Source organism: Bradyrhizobium sp. USDA 4502 (assembly GCF_054063355.1).
On the sequence record NZ_JBSSGF010000001.1, the window covers coordinates 7,439,281 to 7,457,213 of the forward strand.

Annotated in this window: 15 protein-coding genes; 6 read left to right on the forward strand and 9 right to left on the reverse strand. The window is 66.9% G+C overall.

The features are described 5' to 3' along the window. Positions 1-72: 72 nt before the first annotated feature. The 6 genes from ACVW1B_RS34620 (at position 73) to ACVW1B_RS34645 (ending at position 9,830) form a co-directional block, all read left to right on the forward strand. Positions 73-993, forward strand: coding sequence for a LysR family transcriptional regulator (locus ACVW1B_RS34620; RefSeq protein WP_456822767.1), 921 nt, complete (start codon positions 73-75; stop codon positions 991-993). Between the two features lie 80 nt (positions 994-1,073). Beyond that, the gene (gene addB / locus ACVW1B_RS34625; RefSeq protein WP_456822768.1) at positions 1,074-4,220 is read left to right on the forward strand and encodes a double-strand break repair protein AddB; all 3,147 of its coding nucleotides are present in this window, start codon (positions 1,074-1,076) and stop codon (positions 4,218-4,220) included. Then, positions 4,214-7,690 (forward strand): double-strand break repair helicase AddA, encoded by a 3,477-nt coding sequence (addA, locus tag ACVW1B_RS34630; protein WP_456822769.1) that lies wholly within the window; start codon positions 4,214-4,216, stop codon positions 7,688-7,690. The genes addB and addA overlap by 7 nt, the downstream gene beginning before the upstream one ends. A gap of 116 nt (positions 7,691-7,806) precedes the next feature. Continuing rightward, the gene (gene trxA / locus ACVW1B_RS34635) at positions 7,807-8,127 is read left to right on the forward strand and encodes a thioredoxin (RefSeq protein ID WP_016847387.1); all 321 of its coding nucleotides are present in this window, start codon (positions 7,807-7,809) and stop codon (positions 8,125-8,127) included. Positions 8,128-8,223: 96 nt separating this feature from the next. Further along, positions 8,224-9,288, forward strand: coding sequence for an ATP-dependent DNA ligase (locus ACVW1B_RS34640; RefSeq protein ID WP_256558610.1), 1,065 nt, complete (start codon positions 8,224-8,226; stop codon positions 9,286-9,288). Positions 9,289-9,371: 83 nt separating this feature from the next. Further along, on the forward strand, positions 9,372-9,830 hold the full coding sequence (locus ACVW1B_RS34645) for a DUF2231 domain-containing protein (protein WP_253605807.1): 459 nt from the start codon (positions 9,372-9,374) through the stop codon (positions 9,828-9,830). 113 nt (positions 9,831-9,943) lie between these two features. Here ACVW1B_RS34645 and ACVW1B_RS34650 read toward each other — a convergent pair whose 3' ends face one another. The 9 genes from ACVW1B_RS34650 to sppA all read right to left on the reverse strand — a co-directional run bounded on the left by ACVW1B_RS34650 (position 9,944) and on the right by sppA (position 17,933). Next, the gene (locus ACVW1B_RS34650; RefSeq protein ID WP_253605805.1) at positions 9,944-10,684 is read right to left on the reverse strand and encodes a metallophosphoesterase family protein; all 741 of its coding nucleotides are present in this window, start codon (positions 10,682-10,684) and stop codon (positions 9,944-9,946) included. A 128-nt stretch (positions 10,685-10,812) separates the two neighbouring features. Further along, a complete protein-coding gene (locus ACVW1B_RS34655; protein WP_256558884.1) occupies positions 10,813-12,057 on the reverse strand; it encodes a bifunctional folylpolyglutamate synthase/dihydrofolate synthase in 1,245 nt (414 codons plus the stop codon). Between the two features lie 95 nt (positions 12,058-12,152). Next, positions 12,153-13,094: an acetyl-CoA carboxylase, carboxyltransferase subunit beta gene (accD, locus tag ACVW1B_RS34660; RefSeq protein WP_057020415.1), complete on the reverse strand. Its 942-nt coding sequence runs from the start codon at positions 13,092-13,094 to the stop codon at positions 12,153-12,155. Positions 13,095-13,198: 104 nt separating this feature from the next. Then, the gene (gene trpA, locus ACVW1B_RS34665; protein WP_253605802.1) at positions 13,199-14,035 is read right to left on the reverse strand and encodes a tryptophan synthase subunit alpha; all 837 of its coding nucleotides are present in this window, start codon (positions 14,033-14,035) and stop codon (positions 13,199-13,201) included. Next, the gene (trpB, locus tag ACVW1B_RS34670) at positions 14,032-15,249 is read right to left on the reverse strand and encodes a tryptophan synthase subunit beta (protein ID WP_057020413.1); all 1,218 of its coding nucleotides are present in this window, start codon (positions 15,247-15,249) and stop codon (positions 14,032-14,034) included. The genes trpA and trpB overlap by 4 nt, the downstream gene beginning before the upstream one ends. Beyond that, a complete protein-coding gene (locus ACVW1B_RS34675) occupies positions 15,246-15,905 on the reverse strand; it encodes a phosphoribosylanthranilate isomerase (RefSeq protein ID WP_253605801.1) in 660 nt (219 codons plus the stop codon). The genes trpB and ACVW1B_RS34675 overlap by 4 nt, the downstream gene beginning before the upstream one ends. A 75-nt stretch (positions 15,906-15,980) precedes the next feature. Beyond that, entirely contained in the window at positions 15,981-16,367 is a 387-nt protein-coding gene (locus ACVW1B_RS34680; protein WP_253605800.1) for a lipopolysaccharide assembly protein LapA domain-containing protein, read from the reverse strand. An 84-nt stretch (positions 16,368-16,451) separates the two neighbouring features. Beyond that, a complete protein-coding gene (locus ACVW1B_RS34685; RefSeq protein WP_016847379.1) occupies positions 16,452-16,781 on the reverse strand; it encodes an integration host factor subunit beta in 330 nt (109 codons plus the stop codon). 174 nt (positions 16,782-16,955) lie between these two features. Continuing rightward, on the reverse strand, positions 16,956-17,933 hold the full coding sequence (sppA, locus tag ACVW1B_RS34690; protein WP_168856666.1) for a signal peptide peptidase SppA: 978 nt from the start codon (positions 17,931-17,933) through the stop codon (positions 16,956-16,958).

The window sequence follows — 17,933 nt, forward strand, 5'->3', positions numbered from 1 at the left end:
CATGTCCGACCAACGAGCATAGGCCGGGGCAAATGATTGTTGAAATCGATTATTCTTATAAGCATTATTGCTATGATGAATTTATCCGCCGTCGATCTCAACCTGCTGGTCGCCTTCGAAGCGCTGATGGAGGAGCGCCACGTCACCCGGGCGGCCGAGCGCATCGGGCTCGCCCAGCCGTCCATGAGCAGCGCGTTGCGAAGGCTGCGTGCGCTGTTTGCGGACGAACTGTTCCTGCGTGCCGGCGCGGGCATGCAGCCGACCGAAAAGGCGCTGGCGCTGGCCGGGCCGATCGGGGAAGCGCTGCGGCAGATCCGGAGCGCGCTGGCGCCCGATCAGGGCTTCGATCCGGCGATCGCGCGACGGCGCATCACCATCGCCGCGACCGACTATAGCGATCTCGTTGTGGTGCCGGAACTGACCCGGCTGCTGCGCGTCGAAGCGCCCGGCATTGACCTTGCCGTGCGCCCGCTCACCGATGCGACGGTGGCGCTGGCGAAGCTGGAGCGCGGCGAGCTCGATGCGCTGATCGGCGGGCACCTGCCGGACTCGCCGCGCTGTGTCCGGCACCGGCTGTTCGAGGAACGCTTCGTCTGCGCCCGCGATGCACGCACGAACCGATCGGAGCGCCTCAGTCTGGAAGATTACGCGACCTTGCCGCACGCGCTGTTCTCGGCGGCCGGCGGCGACGGCCTGCCGAGCGTGATCGACGCGCTGCTGGCGCGCCATGGACTGAAGCGACGGGTGGCGGTGACGCTTGCGCATGTGGTGGCCGTTCCGTTCGCCGTGGCCGGCACCGATCTGATCGCCACGATGTCCGAGCGCATCGCCCGGCGCTTCACGCATCTGGCCGACATTGCCGTCGTCGCGCCGCCGATCGACATCCCCGCCTTCGCGATCGACCTGATCCATACGAGCCGCGCCGCCCGGGATCCGGCGCTGCGCTGGTTCCTGGATGCCGCCGATCGCTGCGCCGGCCGATTGCGATATTGAGCGGTGACTGTTCTCCGACAGGGGTGGCTAACGACGGTCGCCGCTCCCTATATTGGCGCCGGATTCGAATCAGGCAGCCCATGCGCGTCTTCAGTGTTCCCGTTTCTGCGCCGTTCCTGCGGACCGTCATCTCGGCGCTGGTCGATGGCCGGCTGGTCGCGGGATTCGAGGCGCAGAGCGATCCGGCAAGGCTCGCCAACGCCACGCTGTATCTGCCGACCCGCCGTGCCGGGCGGCTGGCGCGGGAAATCTTCCTCGATGTGCTCGAGTCGGACGCCGCGGTGCTGCCGCGCATCGTCGCGCTTGGCGACATCGATGAGGACGAACTCGCCTTCGCCGACCAAAGCGAGGACGTCGGCGGCGCCGCGCCGCTGGAGATTCCGCCAAGGCTCGGCGAGCTCGAGCGCCGGCTGACGCTGGCGCATCTGGTCGCGGCCTGGGCGAAGACGCCGGTGTCGGCGCCGCTGGTGGTCGGCGGGCCGGCCTCGACGCTGCAACTCGCCGGCGATCTGGCGCGGCTGATGGACGACATGGTGACGCGCCGCGTCGACTGGCGCGCGCTCGACCGCCTGGTGCCGGACCAGCTCGACAAATACTGGCAGCACTCGCTCGACTTCCTGCGCATCGCGCGCGACGCCTGGCCCAGTTACCTCAAGGAGATCGGCCGGATCGAACCCTCCGCGCGCCGCGATCTCCTGATCGAGGCGGAGGCGGCGCGGCTGACCGCACACCACGCGGGCCCGGTGATCGCCGCCGGTTCGACCGGCTCGATGCCGGCGACGGCGAAATTCCTGCACGCGGTGGCGAAGCTGCCGAACGGTGCCGTGGTGCTGCCCGGGCTCGACACCGATCTCGACGAGGACTCCTGGGACACGATCGGCGGCGAGCGCGGCGACGACGGCAGGTTCGTAACGCCGCCCTCGTCGAACCATCCGCAATTCGCGATGCACGCCTTGCTCGACCGCTTCGGCATCAAGCGCCGCGACGTCGAGAGCCTTGCCGAGCCGGCGCCGCTCGGCCGCGAGGTGCTGGTGTCGGAGACGATGCGTCCCTCGACCGCGACCGCGCAGTGGCACGACCGGCTGGAACGGCCGGAGATCGTGGCGCGGATTTCCGCCGGGATGACCAATCTCACCGTGGTCGAGGCGCCCAATCCGGAAATGGAGGCGCTGGCGATCGCGGTTGCGATGCGCGAGGCGCGGCATCTCGGCAAATCGGCCGCGCTGGTGACGCCGGACCGCGCGCTGGCGCGCCGCGTGATGGCGTCGCTGACACGCTGGAAGCTCGAGTTCGACGATTCCGGCGGCGATGCGCTGATCGAGACGCCGGCTGGCGTGTTCGCGCGCCTGACCGCGGAGGCGGCGGCCAACGAGCTGGAGCCGCCGACGCTGCTCGCGCTGCTCAAGCATCCGCTGTTCCGGCTCGGCCGTTCGCATGGCGCGCTGCGGCGCGCGATCGAGGTGCTGGAGATCGCGCTGCTCCGCGGCACGCGGCCGCAAGCCGGGACCGGCGGCCTCGCCCGCGACTTCGCGCGCTTCCGCGCCGAGCTGGTCAAGCTGCATGGCGGCGAGACCTCGTCGCTGCATGCCATGGAGCCGCGCGCCCGGCTGCGCGACAACGATCTCAACCAGGCGCAGGACCTGATCGCCAGATTGCAGGCAGCGCTGGCGCCGCTCGAAGGCATGGCGTCGTCAAGACCCTATGATTTCGCCGAGCTCGCCGCGCGCCACCGCGAGGCGCTGATCGCGCTGTCCGGAGACCAGAACGGCGTTGCGGTCGTGTTCGAGGAGCGCGCCGGTGCGTCGCTGGCGTCCGCAATCGACGAGCTGCTCGCCAAACAGCAGCCGAGTCGGCTGATGACGCCGCTCGCCGATTATCCCGAGGTGTTCCAGACCGCGTTCGCCGACCGCATGGTGCGGCGACCGGAATCGGCGCGCGCGCAGCTCAACATCTTCGGCCAGCTCGAAGCACGTCTCACCGAATCCGATCGCGTCATCCTCGGCGGCCTGGTCGAGGGCGTCTGGCCGCCGGCGCCGCGGATCGATCCGTGGCTGAGCCGGCCGATGCGGCACGAGCTCGGGCTCGATCTTCCCGAGCGGCGTATCGGGCTTTCCGCGCACGACTTTGCGCAGCTGCTCGGCCATGACGAGGTGATCCTCACCCACGCCGCAAAAGTCGGCGGTGCGCCGGCGGTCGCCTCGCGCTTCCTGCATCGGCTCGAAGCGGTCGCCGGCGAGGCGCGCTGGAAGGCCGCGACATCGGCCGGCGAAACTTACGTGCAATATGCCGCCGAGCTCGACCGGCCCGACAAGGTCGAGCCGATCCCGCAGCCGGAGCCGCGGCCGCCGCGCGAGGCACGTCCGCTGAAGATGTCTGTCACCGCGATCGAGGACTGGCTGCGCGATCCCTACACGATCTATGCGCGCTACATCCTGCGGCTCGATCCGCTCGACCCCGTCGACATGCCGCTGTCGGCGGCCGATCGCGGCTCGGCGATTCACGAGGCGCTCGGCGAGTTCACGCAGGTCTATGCCGACGCGCTGCCTGCCGACACCCTGCGCACGCTGCGCGAGATCGGGGCCAAATATTTTGCGCCGCTGATGGAGCGGCCCGAGGCGCGGGCGCTGTGGTGGCCGCGCTTCCAGCGCATCGCAGGATGGTTTGCCGAATGGGAGCAGGCCCGGCGCGGCCAGATCGAGGCCATCAAGGCCGAGATCCGCGGCGAGATCGGCATCCCGCTCGACGATGCCAGGACCTTCACGCTCTCGGCGCGCGCCGATCGCATCGAGCGTCGCGATGACGGCAGCTTTGCGATCCTCGACTACAAGACCGGCCAGCCGCCGACCGGCAAGCAGGTGCGTATGGGCCTGTCGCCGCAGCTCACCCTGGAAGCCGCGATCCTGCGCGAGGGCGGCTTCGCCGACATCCCGGCCGACTCCTCGATCGGCGACCTCGTCTATGTCAGGCTGAGCGGCAACAACCCGCCGGGCGAGCAGCGCTCGCTGGAGCTGAAGATCAAGACCAGCGACACGCCGCAACCGCCCGATGAGGCCGCCGACAGCGCGCGGCGCAAGCTGGAGGCCCTGATCCGCGCCTTCGACGACGAGCAGCAGGCCTACACCTCGCTGAACCTCTCGATGTGGGCGAACCGCTACGGCGCCTATGACGACCTCGCGCGTATCAAGGAATGGTCCGCCGCCGGCGGCCTGGGAATCGAGGAATGGTGAAGGCTATCAGGCCCATCCCGCCCGCCGTGCGCGACGCGCAGGCGCGTGCGTCCGATCCGAAAGCGTCGACCTTCGTGTCGGCCAATGCCGGCTCGGGCAAGACCCATGTGCTGGTCCAGCGCGTCATCCGTCTGCTGCTGTCGGGCGTGCCGCCGGAAAAGATCCTCTGCATCACCTTCACCAAGGCGGCTGCCGCGAACATGGCCGAGCGTGTCTTCACAACGCTCGGCCATTGGGTGACGCTCGACGACGCCGGGCTCGATACCGCGATCCGCGAAGCCGGCATTGCCCATCCTTCCGCCACGCTGCGGCGCGAGGCGCGCAAGCTGTTTGCCTGTGCGCTGGAGACGCCCGGCGGCTTGAAGGTGCAGACCATCCACGCGCTGTGCACCCGCCTGCTGCAGCAGTTTCCGTTCGAGGCCAACGTGCCGGCGCGCTTTGCCGTGCTCGACGACCGCGACCAGAACGAGATGATGGAGCGCGCCAATCTCGCGGTGTTCCTCGAGGCGTCGCGGATTCCCGACAGTCCCATCGGCCGCGCGCTGCGGACGGCGATGGCAAATGCCGCCGACGTCACCTTCAAGGAGGTGGTCCGCGAAGCCTGCCTCAGCCGCGACCACTTCATGGCCTGGACCGATGCCGCCGGCAACGCCGCGGCCGCCGCCGCGCAGATGTCGGCCGCGCTCGGCGTCTCCGCCGATGATCGCATCGAGGAGGTCGAGCGCGAGATCGTCGACGGCCCGAACCTGCCGCGCGCGAGCTGGAAGGAGATGGCGACGCTCCTCGATACCAGCAGCAAGGCGGATCAGAAGCAGGCCGAACGGCTGCGGAGCGCGCTGACCTTCACCGGTGCAGCCCAGACCGACGAATATCTCGGCGTCTTCCTGACCGATGAACGCGCCCCGCGCGCGTCTGTCGTCACCAACAGTTTCATCAAGAAGAATGCGGTCGCAGGCCATCGGTTCGAGGCGGAGATCGATCGGCTCGGTCCGTTGATCGAGCGCCGCCGCGCCGTGGTCGCGCGCGACCGCACCGAGGCGCTGATCCACATCGCGACCGCGGCGGCCGCGCATTACCGGCGCGAGAAGCTGGAACGCGGCCTGCTCGACTATGACGATCTGATCGACAAGACGCTGGCGATGCTCGACCGCGTCTCCTCGGGCTGGGTGCATTACAAGCTCGACCGCGGCGTCGATCACGTGCTGATCGACGAGGCGCAGGATACGAGCCCGCGGCAATGGGACATCGTCGCGCACATCATCTCGGAATTCACCTCCGGCGCCGGCGCGCGCGACGGCCTGGTGCGCACCGTGTTCGCGGTCGGCGACGAGAAGCAGTCGATCTTCTCGTTCCAGGGCGCGGCGCCGCGCGAATTCGACCTGCGCCGGCGCGAGCTGAAGCGGCGGTTCGAGGAAGCCGGGCTGAAATTCGACCCCGTGTCGTTCACCTATTCGTTCCGCTCGGGGCCGGTGATCTTGCACTCGGTCGACCATGTGTTCCGCGAGCAGGACATCTTTCGCAGCATTCATGCGGTCGAGAACGGCTACCCGATCCACAACGCGATGGCCGATGCCGGCCCCAGCCTGATCGAGCTCTGGGATCTCGCGGTTGCCGACGATCGCCAGGACATCGAGGGCTGGCGCGCGCCGTTCGACGGCGTGTCGGTGACGAGCCCCGAGGTGAAGCTGGCAAGGCGCATCCAGGCCGAGATCAAGCGCCTCGTTACCAGCGGCACCATGACCGGCAGCACTGGCGGGCGGCGGCCACTCAGCTACGGCGACATGCTGATCCTGGTGCGGCGGCGCGGCAACGCCTTCGATGCGGTGATCCAGGCGCTGAAGCACGCCGGCATCCCGGTCGCCGGCGCCGACCGGCTGAAACTGACCGAGCACATCGCGATCATCGACCTGATGAACCTCGCCGACGCGCTGCTGCTGCCGCAGGACGATCTCGCGCTCGCGGTGGCGCTGAAGAGCCCGCTGTTCGGCCTCGACGACGACGATTTGTTCAAGCTGGCGTATCAGCGTCGCGGCTCGCTGCGCGAGGCACTGGCCGCGCAGGCGCCGACCGATGAGCGATTTTCGGCCGCGCGCCGCCGTCTCGAACAATGCGAGCGCCGCTTCACCGAGGAGACGCCGTTCGCGTTCTACGCCTGGCTGCTCGGCGGCGACGGCGGGCGGGCGCGCATCCTGCGCCGGCTCGGCCATGAGGCCAACGACGCGCTCGACGAGTTCCTCGAGCTTGCGCTGAGGTATGAGCGCAAGGCGCCGGCCTCGCTGCAGGGCTTCGTCGCCTGGCTGCGCGCCGCCGACACCGAGGTGAAGCGCGACATGGAGATTTCGCGCGACGAGGTCCGCGTCATGACCGTACACGGCGCCAAGGGCCTCGAAGCATCGGTGGTGTTCCTGGTCGACACCACGACCTCGCCGTCGGACACGCAGCGGCTGCGGCTGATCCATCTGCCGCAGGGCAATGCCGCGCCGAACGCGCCCGGCGTCGTGGTGTGGGCCGGCAAGAAGGCCGAGGATCCGCCCGGCGTCGCCGAGGCGCGCAAGGCGATGCTCGGCGACACCGAGGACGAGTATCGCCGCCTGCTCTATGTCGCGATGACCCGCGCCGCCGACCGGTTGATCGTCGGCGGCTGCATGCCCGGCAACATGAACACGGTGCGGAAATCGTCCTGGTACGATCTGATCACCAAGGGGCTCGCCAATTCCGGGCTCAAGCTCGAGGAGCTGGAGACGCCAGGCGGCAAGGTGATGCGCTATTCGCGGCCGGATGACGTCGCCGATCTCACCGGTGCGACTGCGTCGGCGGCCGCGGTGCCGATCGCATTGCCGTCCTGGCTGCGTGCTGCGGCCGCACCGGAAGCATCGGCGGCGAGCATGCTGCGTCCGTCCGATCCGGCTGATGATGACAGCCATCCGATCCGAACCGGCGAATCGGTGCTGCTGCGCGCCCGCGCCCTGCAACGCGGCACGCTGGTGCATCGCCTGCTGCAATCGCTGCCCGACGTCGCCCTCGAGCGGCGGCGCGCCGCCGCGCTCGGCTACCTCGCGCGCAATGCCGACGGCTGGAGCGAACAGGAGCAGGTCGCGCTCGCCGATCAGGTGCTCGGCCTGATCGCCGATCCGCGCTTTGCCGCCGTGTTCGCGCCCGGCAGCCGCGCGGAAGTCTCGATCGTCGGGCGGCTGGAGCGGCCGGGCCAGCCGAAGGCGCTGGTTTCGGGCCAGATTGACCGCCTGGTGGTGACGCCGACCGACGTCCTGATCGTCGATTTCAAGACCAACCACGCTCCGCCCAAGACGGCAGCCGAGGCGCCCAGGGGCTATGTCCGGCAGCTCGCGCTGTACCGCGCGGTGCTCGCCAGGCTTTATCCCCAGCTGCCCGTGCGGGCCGCCCTGCTCTGGACCGAAACGACTGAAATCATGGAGATTTCCGCCCCCGCGCTGGACGCCGCCCTGGCATAAGTTCATGTCGGCGTGAGCAAGCTTGACCCGGCAAGGGGGCGTTCATAGGTTTGATCCATGCTCCCGGGCGCGATTCCCAACCGCGCCCTTTTGTCTCAACCGAACGAGGTACTCACATGGCCGTTGGCAAGGTTTCTGACGCCGATTTCGAAGCCGAAGTGCTCAAGGCGACCGGGCCGGTGGTCGTCGACTTCTGGGCCGAGTGGTGCGGCCCCTGCCGCATGATCGCGCCCGCTCTCGATGAGATTTCCGGCGCGATGGGCGACAAGGTCAAGATCGTGAAGCTCAACGTCGACGAGAGCCCGAAGACCGCATCGAAGTATGGCGTGATGTCGATCCCGACCCTGATGATCTTCAAGGGCGGCGAGATGGCGTCCCGCCAGGTCGGCGCCGCGCCGAAGGCCAAGCTGCAGCAGTGGATCACCGCTGCGGTCTGATCCTGCTTCTTCTGATTAATAAATTCGTGCACGGCCGGCGGATTCGCCGGCCGTTTGCGTTGGGACCGTGTGTGTTGCGTTTGAAGGTCCCGGCACTTGCCCTCCCCGCGTCAAAAGCCCGCTTCCAGGTCCACGCCGCTCGTTGCGATGGAGGCGCGCTCGGTCGATGCCATCCCGCGCGGGAAGGAGTGGCAGTACGAACCCAAGTGGGACGGCTTCCGCTGCCTGCTGAAACGCGAAGGCCGCAAAGTCGACCTGCGCTCGAAATCCGGCGAAGATCTCGGCCGCTATTTCCCGGAGCTGGTCGCCGCGGCGCTGAGCGTGAAGGCAACGTCATTCGTGCTCGACGGCGAGATCGTGGTGCCGCACGGCCGGACATTCTCATTCGACGATCTCCTGCAGCGCATCCATCCTGCCGCCAGCCGGGTGACGCGGCTCGCACAGGAAACGCCCGCCTTGTTTCTGACGTTCGATCTCTTGGCCGCGCCAACCATGAAGAAGCTTTCCGGCCAGCCCTTGAGCAAACGACGACCGCAGCTCGAGGCGTTCGCCAAGTCGCAATTGAAATCCAATTCCAGCTTTCGGCTATCTCCCGCGACGACGAGCTACGCGCTTGCCAGGAAATGGCTGGCGCGATCCGGCGGCGGCTTCGACGGCGTAATCGCCAAGCGCCTGGACCTGCCCTATCAGGCCGGCAATCGCGACGGCATGCAGAAGATCAAAAGGTTCAGGAGCGCCGACTGTGTGGTCGGCGGCTTTCGCTACGCCACCAACAGGACCGGCGGCCGCCAAGTGGTCGGCTCGCTGCTGCTCGGCCTCTATGACGACGACGGCTTGTTGCATCATGTCGGCTTCACCTCCGCGATCAGGCAGCAGGAGAAGCTGGCGCTGATCGACCGTCTCGAGCCGTTGATTGCAAAGCCCGGCTTTACCGGGAATGCGCCGGGCGGCCCGAGCCGGTGGTCGACCGAGCGCTCGGCGCAATGGTGTCCGCTGAAGCCGAAGCTCGTGATCGAGGTCTGCTACGACCATTTCAGTGGCGATCGTTTCCGCCACGGCACCTCGATCCTGCGCTGGCGTCCGGACAAGGCGCCGAAGCAATGCTCGTTCGAGCAACTGAAGCAGAAGGCGGCCGACCCGATGAAGCTGTTGAGGGGATAACGGCACTGCCGTTGCGGTGCAGCGAATAGGAACCCGGACAGGCAGTCCATGTTGAGGGATCAAATGGCCCTCAGGAGGGACCCATGTCGAACCCCAGATCAACCGCGCAGGTCGCGGGACATCCTATCCATCCGATGCTTATTCCGTTTCCAGTCGTATGCTTTGTTTTGACCTTCGTTGCCGATCTCGCTTTCTGGAAGACGGGCACTGACTTCTGGGCCAGCGCCTCGCTCTGGCTGCTTGGCATCGGCTTGATCATGGCCGCGCTCGCCGCCATCGCCGGCGTGATCGATCTCCTCGGAGACGATCAGGTCCGCAATCTTTCCGATGCATGGCAGCACGCCGGCGGCAACGTCATCGCGGTATTGATCGAGCTGTACAACTGGTATTCGCGCTTCGAGCACGGCACATCCGCCATCGTGCCGACCGGTCTTGCGCTATCGTTCATCGTGGTCCTGATCCTGCTGTTCACCGGCTGGAAGGGCTGGGAGATGGTCTATCGCGAGCATGTCGGCGTCTCGGATGAGGCGCATATCCATTAGCTCGCGGGTCCGCCATGTAGCCCGGATGGAGCGAAGCGCAATCCGGGACCTGTGCGCCTCGGATCGAGCCGTCCCGGATTTCGCTTCGCTCCATCCGGGCTACGAACTACCGATTACCGTATCCACCCCGTCGCCAGCGCCGAGGCGAGTACGGCCTGGCCGTGCTGGCGCGCCAGCGCCGCCATTGCCGCGTGGTCGTACGGGATGTGGCGGAAGGTTACGTCCCAGCCACCATCGACCTGCTCGAGGATCGCGTAGCGCGCATCGGGCGAACCGGCCTCCACGACATGCGGATGCGGTTTGCCGGCGCGATAGCCGGGCGAGCCGACGCTGCCGGGATTGACGATCAGCCGGCCGTCGCGAAGCCGCACGGCGCGCGCAGTGTGCGTGTGGGCGCAGAGGATCAGCGATTGCGGCACGCCGGCCGCTCTCGCCTCGATCGCTTCCAGCGAGGACATGCAGACTTCGCCGCCCGGCAGCACCGTCTCGAGCCAGTAGGTCTCGTCATCCTGGGGCGTTGCATGACAGAGGAAAACCTCGTCGCGATAGATCGAATTCGCCGGCAGCGTGCGCAGCCAGTCGAGATGCCGCGGCTCGAGCTGGGTATAGGTCAGCCGCTCCCAAGAGCCCATTTTCTCGTGCGGACGGTCGATCAGGTAGCGGTCATGATTGCCGAGCAGATGGACCGCATCGAGCGCCATCAGCATATCGATGGTGGGCCGGGCGTCGAGCGGCCCGCTCACCATGTCGCCGAGGTCGACGATGTCGGAAATTCCCTGCGCGCGGATGTCCGACAGCACGGCTTCGAGCGCGAGATGGTTGCCGTGGATGTCGGCGATCGCAGCAAAACGCATTGTATTGTCCTGTCCTCAAGCGCGGCATCCAGTAGCCCGGATGGAGCGAAGCGAAATCCGGGAGCCTGCTTCCGCAGATCGAGCCGTCCCGGATTTCGCTTCGCTCCATCCGGGCTACAACGCGACCATCATGCAGGAGGCGTGCCGTTGGCCGCAAGCACGGGACCGGCCAGATACAGCGAGCCCGTGATCAGGATCCGCGGCGGCACCTCATAGGCCAGCACCGCAAGCCGTTGCAGCGCGGCGGCGACGCCATCAGCGATCTCGACCCGCATGCCGAGCGCTCGCGCGGCGTCAGCCAGTCTGTCCGGCGCCATGCCGTTGTCGCGGCCGGGAACCGGGACCGCGATGATGTGGCGAGTCAGCCCGGCGAAATTGGCGAGGAATGCGTTGGCATCCTTGTTGGCCATCATCCCAACGATCACGACCAGCGGCCGCGACACGCGCTCCTCGAGATCGCCGAGCGCCGCGGCCGCGACGCGGCCGCCCTCGGCATTGTGTCCGCCGTCGAGCCAGACCTCGGAGCCCTGCGGCCCCTGGCCAACCAGCGCGCCGGAAACCAGCCGCTGCATTCGCGCCGGCCATTCCGCATTGACGATGCCGGCTTCAAAGGCCGCGATGTTGAGCTTGAATGCGTCGATCGCGCGCAGCGTCGCGATCGCAAGGCCCGCATTGTCGAACTGGTGCCGGCCGAACAGTTTCGGCGCGGCGAGATCCAGCAAGCCGCGCTCGTCCTGATAGACCAGCCGGCCGCGCTCGACGCCGACATGCCATTGCTGGCCGGCCGCATGCAGCGGCGCGCGCATGCGGTTCGCCTGCGCCTCGATCACGGCCATCGCATCCGGCGCCTGCTCGGCACACACCACCGGCACCTTGCGCTTGATGATCGCAGCCTTCTCGCCGGCGATTGCCGTCAGATTGTCGCCGAGGAATTCCATGTGGTCCATGCTGACCGGCGTGATCACCGAGGCGAGCGGCGCCTCGACCACATTGGTCGAATCGAGCCGGCCGCCGAGCCCGACCTCGAGCAATGCGACGTCGGCCGGATGCTTGGCGAACAGGCAGAACGCCACCGCCGTTTCCATCTCGAAGATGGTGATGGGACTATCGGCGTTGACGCGTTCGCAGTGCTCGAACGTCTCGCGCAGCTCATCGTCACCGACGAGCTTGCCGCCGCCGACGGCGCCCAGCCGATAGCATTCGTTGATCCGCACCAGATAGGGCGAGGTGAAGACGTGCACGCGCAGGCCGGCGGCTTCGAGAACCGCGCGCAGATAGGCGATGGTCGAGCCCTTGCCGTTGGTGCCGGCGACATGGATCACCGGCGGCAGCTTGCGCTCGGGATGATCGAGCCGCTCCATCAGGCCGCGCATGCGATCGAGGCTGAGATCGATGCGCTTGGGATGCAGCGCCGATATCCGCGCGATCAACGCCTCGAACGAGGCTTGCGGTGAGGCGGCGCTTGCGGTCACGCGTGCGGCGCGGCCGGCACCGTCTCAGGCGCCGTGACGATCTGGGCCGGCTCGGTGACCGCGGCCTTGGGCTTCGATGCGGATTCAAGCGCCGGCGCCTTGGTCAGCAGGCGGCACAGCCGCGCCAGCGTGGCCTTCATCTCGTGGCGGTGCACCACCATGTCGACCATGCCGTGCTCGCGCAGATATTCGGCGCGCTGAAAGCCGTCCGGCAGCTTCTCGCGGATGGTCTGCTCGATCACGCGCGCGCCGGCAAAGCCGATCAGCGCACCGGGCTCGGCGATCTGGATGTCGCCGAGCATCGCATAGGACGCGGTGACACCGCCGGTGGTCGGATTGGTCAGCACCACGATGTAGGGCTGGCGCGCCTCGCGCAGCATCTGCACGCCGACGGTGGTGCGCGGCATCTGCATCAGCGACAAGATGCCTTCCTGCATCCGCGCGCCGCCGGATGCGGCGAACACGATGAAGGGCGACTTCTTCTCGACCGCGAGTTCGAGCCCGCGCACCATGGCTTCACCGGCGGCCATGCCGAGCGAGCCGCCCATGAAATCGAAATCCTGCACGGCGACCACGACGCCGGCACCTTCTAACTTGCCGTAGCCGACCTTGATCGCGTCGTTCAGCCCGGTCTTGGTGCGGGCGTCCTTGATACGGTCGACATATTTGCGCTCGTCGCGGAATTTCAGCGGATCCGCCGTCACCTCGGGCAGCGCGACGTCGAACCAGGTCTCGTTGTCGAAGATCGACTTCAGCCGCGCCACCGCGCCCATGCGCATGTGGTAGTTCGAGCCGGGGATCACGAACTGGTTGGCCTCGACGTCCTTGTAGAACACGAGCTGCCCGGAATCCGGGCACTTGATCCAGAGGTTTTCCGGCGTCTCGCGCCGCAGGATGTTGCGGATCTTCGGCCGGACGACGTTGGTGAGCCAATTCATGGTTCGCTCCGAAATGCGGATCGGTTCCGCACCAGCTGGATATATGGCGGGCCGGGCGAGCCCGGCAAGCCGCCATCGGCGGCCTTGTTGCCGCAAAATGTGGCTTATTCCGCGGCCTGCTTGGCGCCCCGGACCCCCTGCGCCAGCGCCGACACCAAGTCCGCCACCGCGCTCACGGTCTTCGGCGTCGCACGGCCCTCGGCATCGAGGTTGGCACGCACCACATCGACGATTGCGGTGCCGACCACCGCGCCGTTGGCGTTCTCGGCGATCGCGCGCGCCGTCTCCGGGGTGCGGATGCCGAAGCCGACGCAGACCGGCAGCTTGGTGTGCCGCTTGATGCGGGCCACGGCCTCCGCGACCACCTTCGAATCGGCCGTCGCGGCGCCGGTGATGCCGGTGATCGAGACGTAATAGACAAAGCCCGAGGTGTTGGCGAGCACCGCCGGCAGCCGCTTGTCGTCGGTGGTCGGCGTCGCCAGCCGGATGAAGTTCAGCCCGGCCTTCATCGCGGGGATGCAGAGCTCGGTATCTTCCTCCGGCGGCAGGTCGACGATGATCAGGCCGTCGACGCCGGCGGTCTTGGCGTCGGCCAGGAAGCTGTCGACGCCGTAGATGTAGATCGGATTATAGTAGCCCATCAGCACGATCGGCGTGGCGTTGTCCTCCTTGCGGAAGTCGCGGACCATCGCCAGCGTCTTGCGCAGCGTCATGCCGCCCTTGAGCGCGCGCAGTCCGGCGGCCTGGATCGAGGGGCCATCGGCCATCGGGTCGGTGAAGGGCATGCCGATCTCGATAACGTCGGCGCCGGCCTTCGGCAGCGCTTTCAGTATGTCGAGCGAGGTCTTGGCGTCGGGATCGCCGGCCATCACGAAGGTGACGAAAGCGGAGCGGCCCTGCTGCTTCAGCTCGGCGAAACGTGCGTCGATACGGGTGGTCACTTCTTCCTCGCCTTCAAGATGTCGCCGACCTGCGGCACGTCCTTGTCGCCGCGACCCGAGAGGTTGACCACCATCAGGTGATCCTTCGGCCGCTGCGGTGCGAGCTCGGACAGTTTCGCGATGGCGTGCGCTGATTCCAGCGCGGGGATGATGCCCTCGAGCCGCGACAGCAGCTGGAATGCGGCCAGCGCCTCCTCATCGGTCGCCGAGAGATACTTCACGCGGCCGGTCTCGTGCAGCCAGGCGTGCTCCGGGCCGATGCCGGGATAATCGAGGCCCGCCGAGATCGAATGCGCTTCCTCGATCTGGCCGTCGGCGTCCATCAAAAGATAGGTGCGGTTGCCATGCAGCACGCCGGGACGGCCGCCGGCGAGCGAAGCGGCATGCAGCTGCGTCAGTCCGTGACCGGCAGCCTCGACGCCGAAAATCTCGATCAAGGGATCGTCGAGGAACGGATGGAACAGGCCCATCGCATTGGAGCCGCCGCCGATGCAGGCGATCAGCGAATCCGGCAGGCGGCCCTCGGCCTCCTGCATCTGCTTGCGTGTCTCGTGGCCGATGATCGACTGGAAGTCGCGCACCATCATCGGATAGGGGTGCGGACCCGCCACCGTGCCGATGCAATAGAAGGTGTTGTGCACGTTGGTGACCCAATCGCGCAGCGCGTCGTTCATCGCGTCCTTCAGCGTGCGCGCGCCCGACTGCACCGGGACGACCTTGGCGCCCAGCATCTCCATGCGGATCACGTTCGGCTGCTGCCGCTCGACGTCGACCGCGCCCATATAGACCACGCATTCGAGCCCGAACCGCGCGCACAGCGTCGCCGTCGCCACGCCATGCTGGCCGGCGCCGGTCTCGGCGATGATGCGCTTCTTGCCCATGCGGCGCGCGACCATGATCTGGCCGAGCACATTGTTGACCTTGTGCGAACCGGTGTGGTTGAGCTCCTCGCGCTTCAGATAGATCTTGGCGCCGCCGAGATGCTCGGTGAGCCGCTCGGCGAAATAGAGCGGCGAGGGCCGGCCGACATAATCCTTCAGATAGACATTCATCTCGGCCTGGAACGCCGGATCGGCCTTGGCGTCGGCATAGGCTTTTTCGAGATCGAGGATCAGCGGCATCAGCGTTTCCGCAACGAAGCGTCCGCCGAAAATGCCGAAATGCCCGCGCTCGTCGGGACCGCTGCGGAAGGAATTGGGCAGATTTGGATTCATCGAACCATCAGTTCTTGGGTTGCGCGCGCGGCGCGGATGAAGGCGCGGATCAATTCGGGATCCTTGACACCGGGCGTGCGCTCGACGCCCGACGAGACATCGACGCCGCCGGCGCGCGTGACGCGGACGGCTTCAGTGACGTTGTCGGCGTTGAGCCCGCCGGAGACCATGTAGGGCAGCGCAAGATCGAGATTTTCCAGCACGTGCCAATCGAAGGGCGCGCCGAGGCCACCCGGCCGCGTGGCATCCTTCGGCGCGCGGGCATCGAACAGGATGCGATCGGCGACACCGGCATAACCCGGCAGCGGCGCAAGGTCGGCCGACGTCTCGACCGGCAGCGCCTTCATCAGCGGCAGGCCGAACTTCGCCTTGATGTCGCGCAGCCGCGCCGTGGTCTCCTTGCCATGCAATTGCAGGATATCCGGCCGCAGCGTCTCGACGATGTTTTCCAGGATCGCATCGTCGGCATCGACGGTGAGGGCGACCTTGACGGCGCGGCCCTTGGCGCGGCTGCCAAGCTCGCGCGCGGTCTCGAGGCTGATGTGACGCGGCGACGGCGGAAAGAATACGAACCCCACCATATCGGCACCGCCTTCAAGCGCGACGTCGAGCGTCTCGCGCGTGGACAGGCCGCAGATTTTGACGAGCAGGGGCATGGTCTCGAAACGGGTCTCAAAACGGGTTGTCGGGCGACCGGAACCGGGGTGAACCCTGGTCCGGTGGGGCGGGTTCTACAACGTCGCGCCCTGCTTGTCTCGCCCGGCGGCCCCGTAAAAGCCGAGTTGCGCCGGGGCCGAACGGCGCTGCGCGTCGTCCCGGGAGGCGGCGGCCTTGAGGTCGGCGAGCTCGGCGCGGACATGGCGGGCGTCAGCCTCGCGCTGCCGGGCCGCGCGGCGCCAGCGCCCTTGCTTGAACCAGGTTCCGATGCCGCCCGCGATCACGCCCAGGATCGCGGAGGCGATGATGACGACGAACAACGGCAGCGTGACCGCAACCGTCGGGGTCACCGAATTGAAGGGATCAAACGACACCGTCACCCAGTGACGGTTAGCGACTGCAAAAATGATGAAGATCAGACCGAGCGGAACGACGACCACTGCCGTGAAGAACTTTCGCATGACCATCTCTCGCAGCGATGGAGCAAATGCGGGCATATCGCCCGCAGCACGGCAACGCCTGACGTCGCGCCTTAGGCGTCGGCCTTAAGCATCAGCCTTGGGCGCATCGACCTTGGCGGCGCCCGCCTCGGTCACGTCGCGGTTGAGGCGCTCGCGCATTTCCTTGCCGGTCTTGAAGAACGGCACGCTCTTCTGGTCGACCGGCACATGCTCGCCGGTGCGTGGATTGCGGCCGGCGCGCGCCGGGCGGTGCTTCACCGAGAATGCGCCAAAACCGCGCAACTCGACACGGTCGCCACGTGCCAGCGCTGCGACGATTTCATCGAGAATCGCATTCACAATGTTCTCGACATCCCGCTGATAGAGGTGCGGGTTGTGCTCGGCGATACGCTGAACAAGTTCGGATTTGATCATCGAAAATGGGATCCGGGCTCTTGCGGAAACCCATTTCCGTGAAAATGCCGTGCACTGTCAAGACGCTAAATCGATTTAGGGCGTCGTGAAATCACGTGACAAATAGCCCAATTGGGGCATGCGGCGATTCCCGCAAAGCGGGAATAGCCTGACGAGCACGCCTTTGGCAGCCGATCAGTTGGTTCCAGCCGGGCTCCACAGCGCCAGCATGCCGTCAAGCCCGAACCGGTCGACCGCCTCGGCCACGCCGCCCTGCTCGATCCGCCGCGCGATCGCGCCAAGACCGAACGCATCGAGCGTCACGGACGCCGCCGTGCGCAGGAAGGTCAGGTCGCCGAACCGCGGATTAAGCTTGTAATTGCGCACCGGCAGGTCGCTTTTGACCTTCTTCTCGGCAACCAGCCAGGCGATCGCGGTCTTCTCGTCCCCCAGCTGATCGACCAGCTTGAGATCGACCGCCTGCCGGCCGGTGAAGACGCGACCGTCCGCGACCTTCTCCAGCAGGTCATCGTCCATGCCGCGCCGTTGCTTCACCAATCCACGGAACCATGCATAGGAGTCCTTGACGAGACCGTCGATCGCGGCGCGGGCCTCCGGGCTGGTCGGCTCGAAGCCGTTGGGCGCGGCCTTCAGCGGGGAAGATTTGATCTCCTCCATCTTCACGCCGACAGTCTTGAGCAATTCCGAAACGTTCGGATACTGGAAGAGAACGCCGATCGAGCCGACCAGCGAGGTCTGCTGGGCGACGATATGATCGGAGGCGATCGCCGTGATGTAGCCGCCCGAGGCGGCCAATCCCTCGACCACGACGACAAGCGGCTTCTTCGCCTTCAGCTGCATCAGCGAGTCGTAAAGCTGCTCGGAGCCCGCAGTGGTGCCGCCGGGCGAATTGATGTGCACGACAACAGCCGCATAGCTCGACTTGCCGAGCCGCTCCAGCGCCTCGACGCGATCCTGGTCGCTGCGGATCAGTCCATCGATATTGACCCGCGCGATCGTGTTCGATGTCGAAAAGGTGCCGCGCCCGCCGGCGGCGATCACGCCCACACCGACGATGGCCGCGATCGCAATGACCGCGGCGGCGACGCGCCAGAACGTCAGTTTGCGCCTGATGCGGCGACGATCGACGATCACGTCTGAATCCAGCGACAT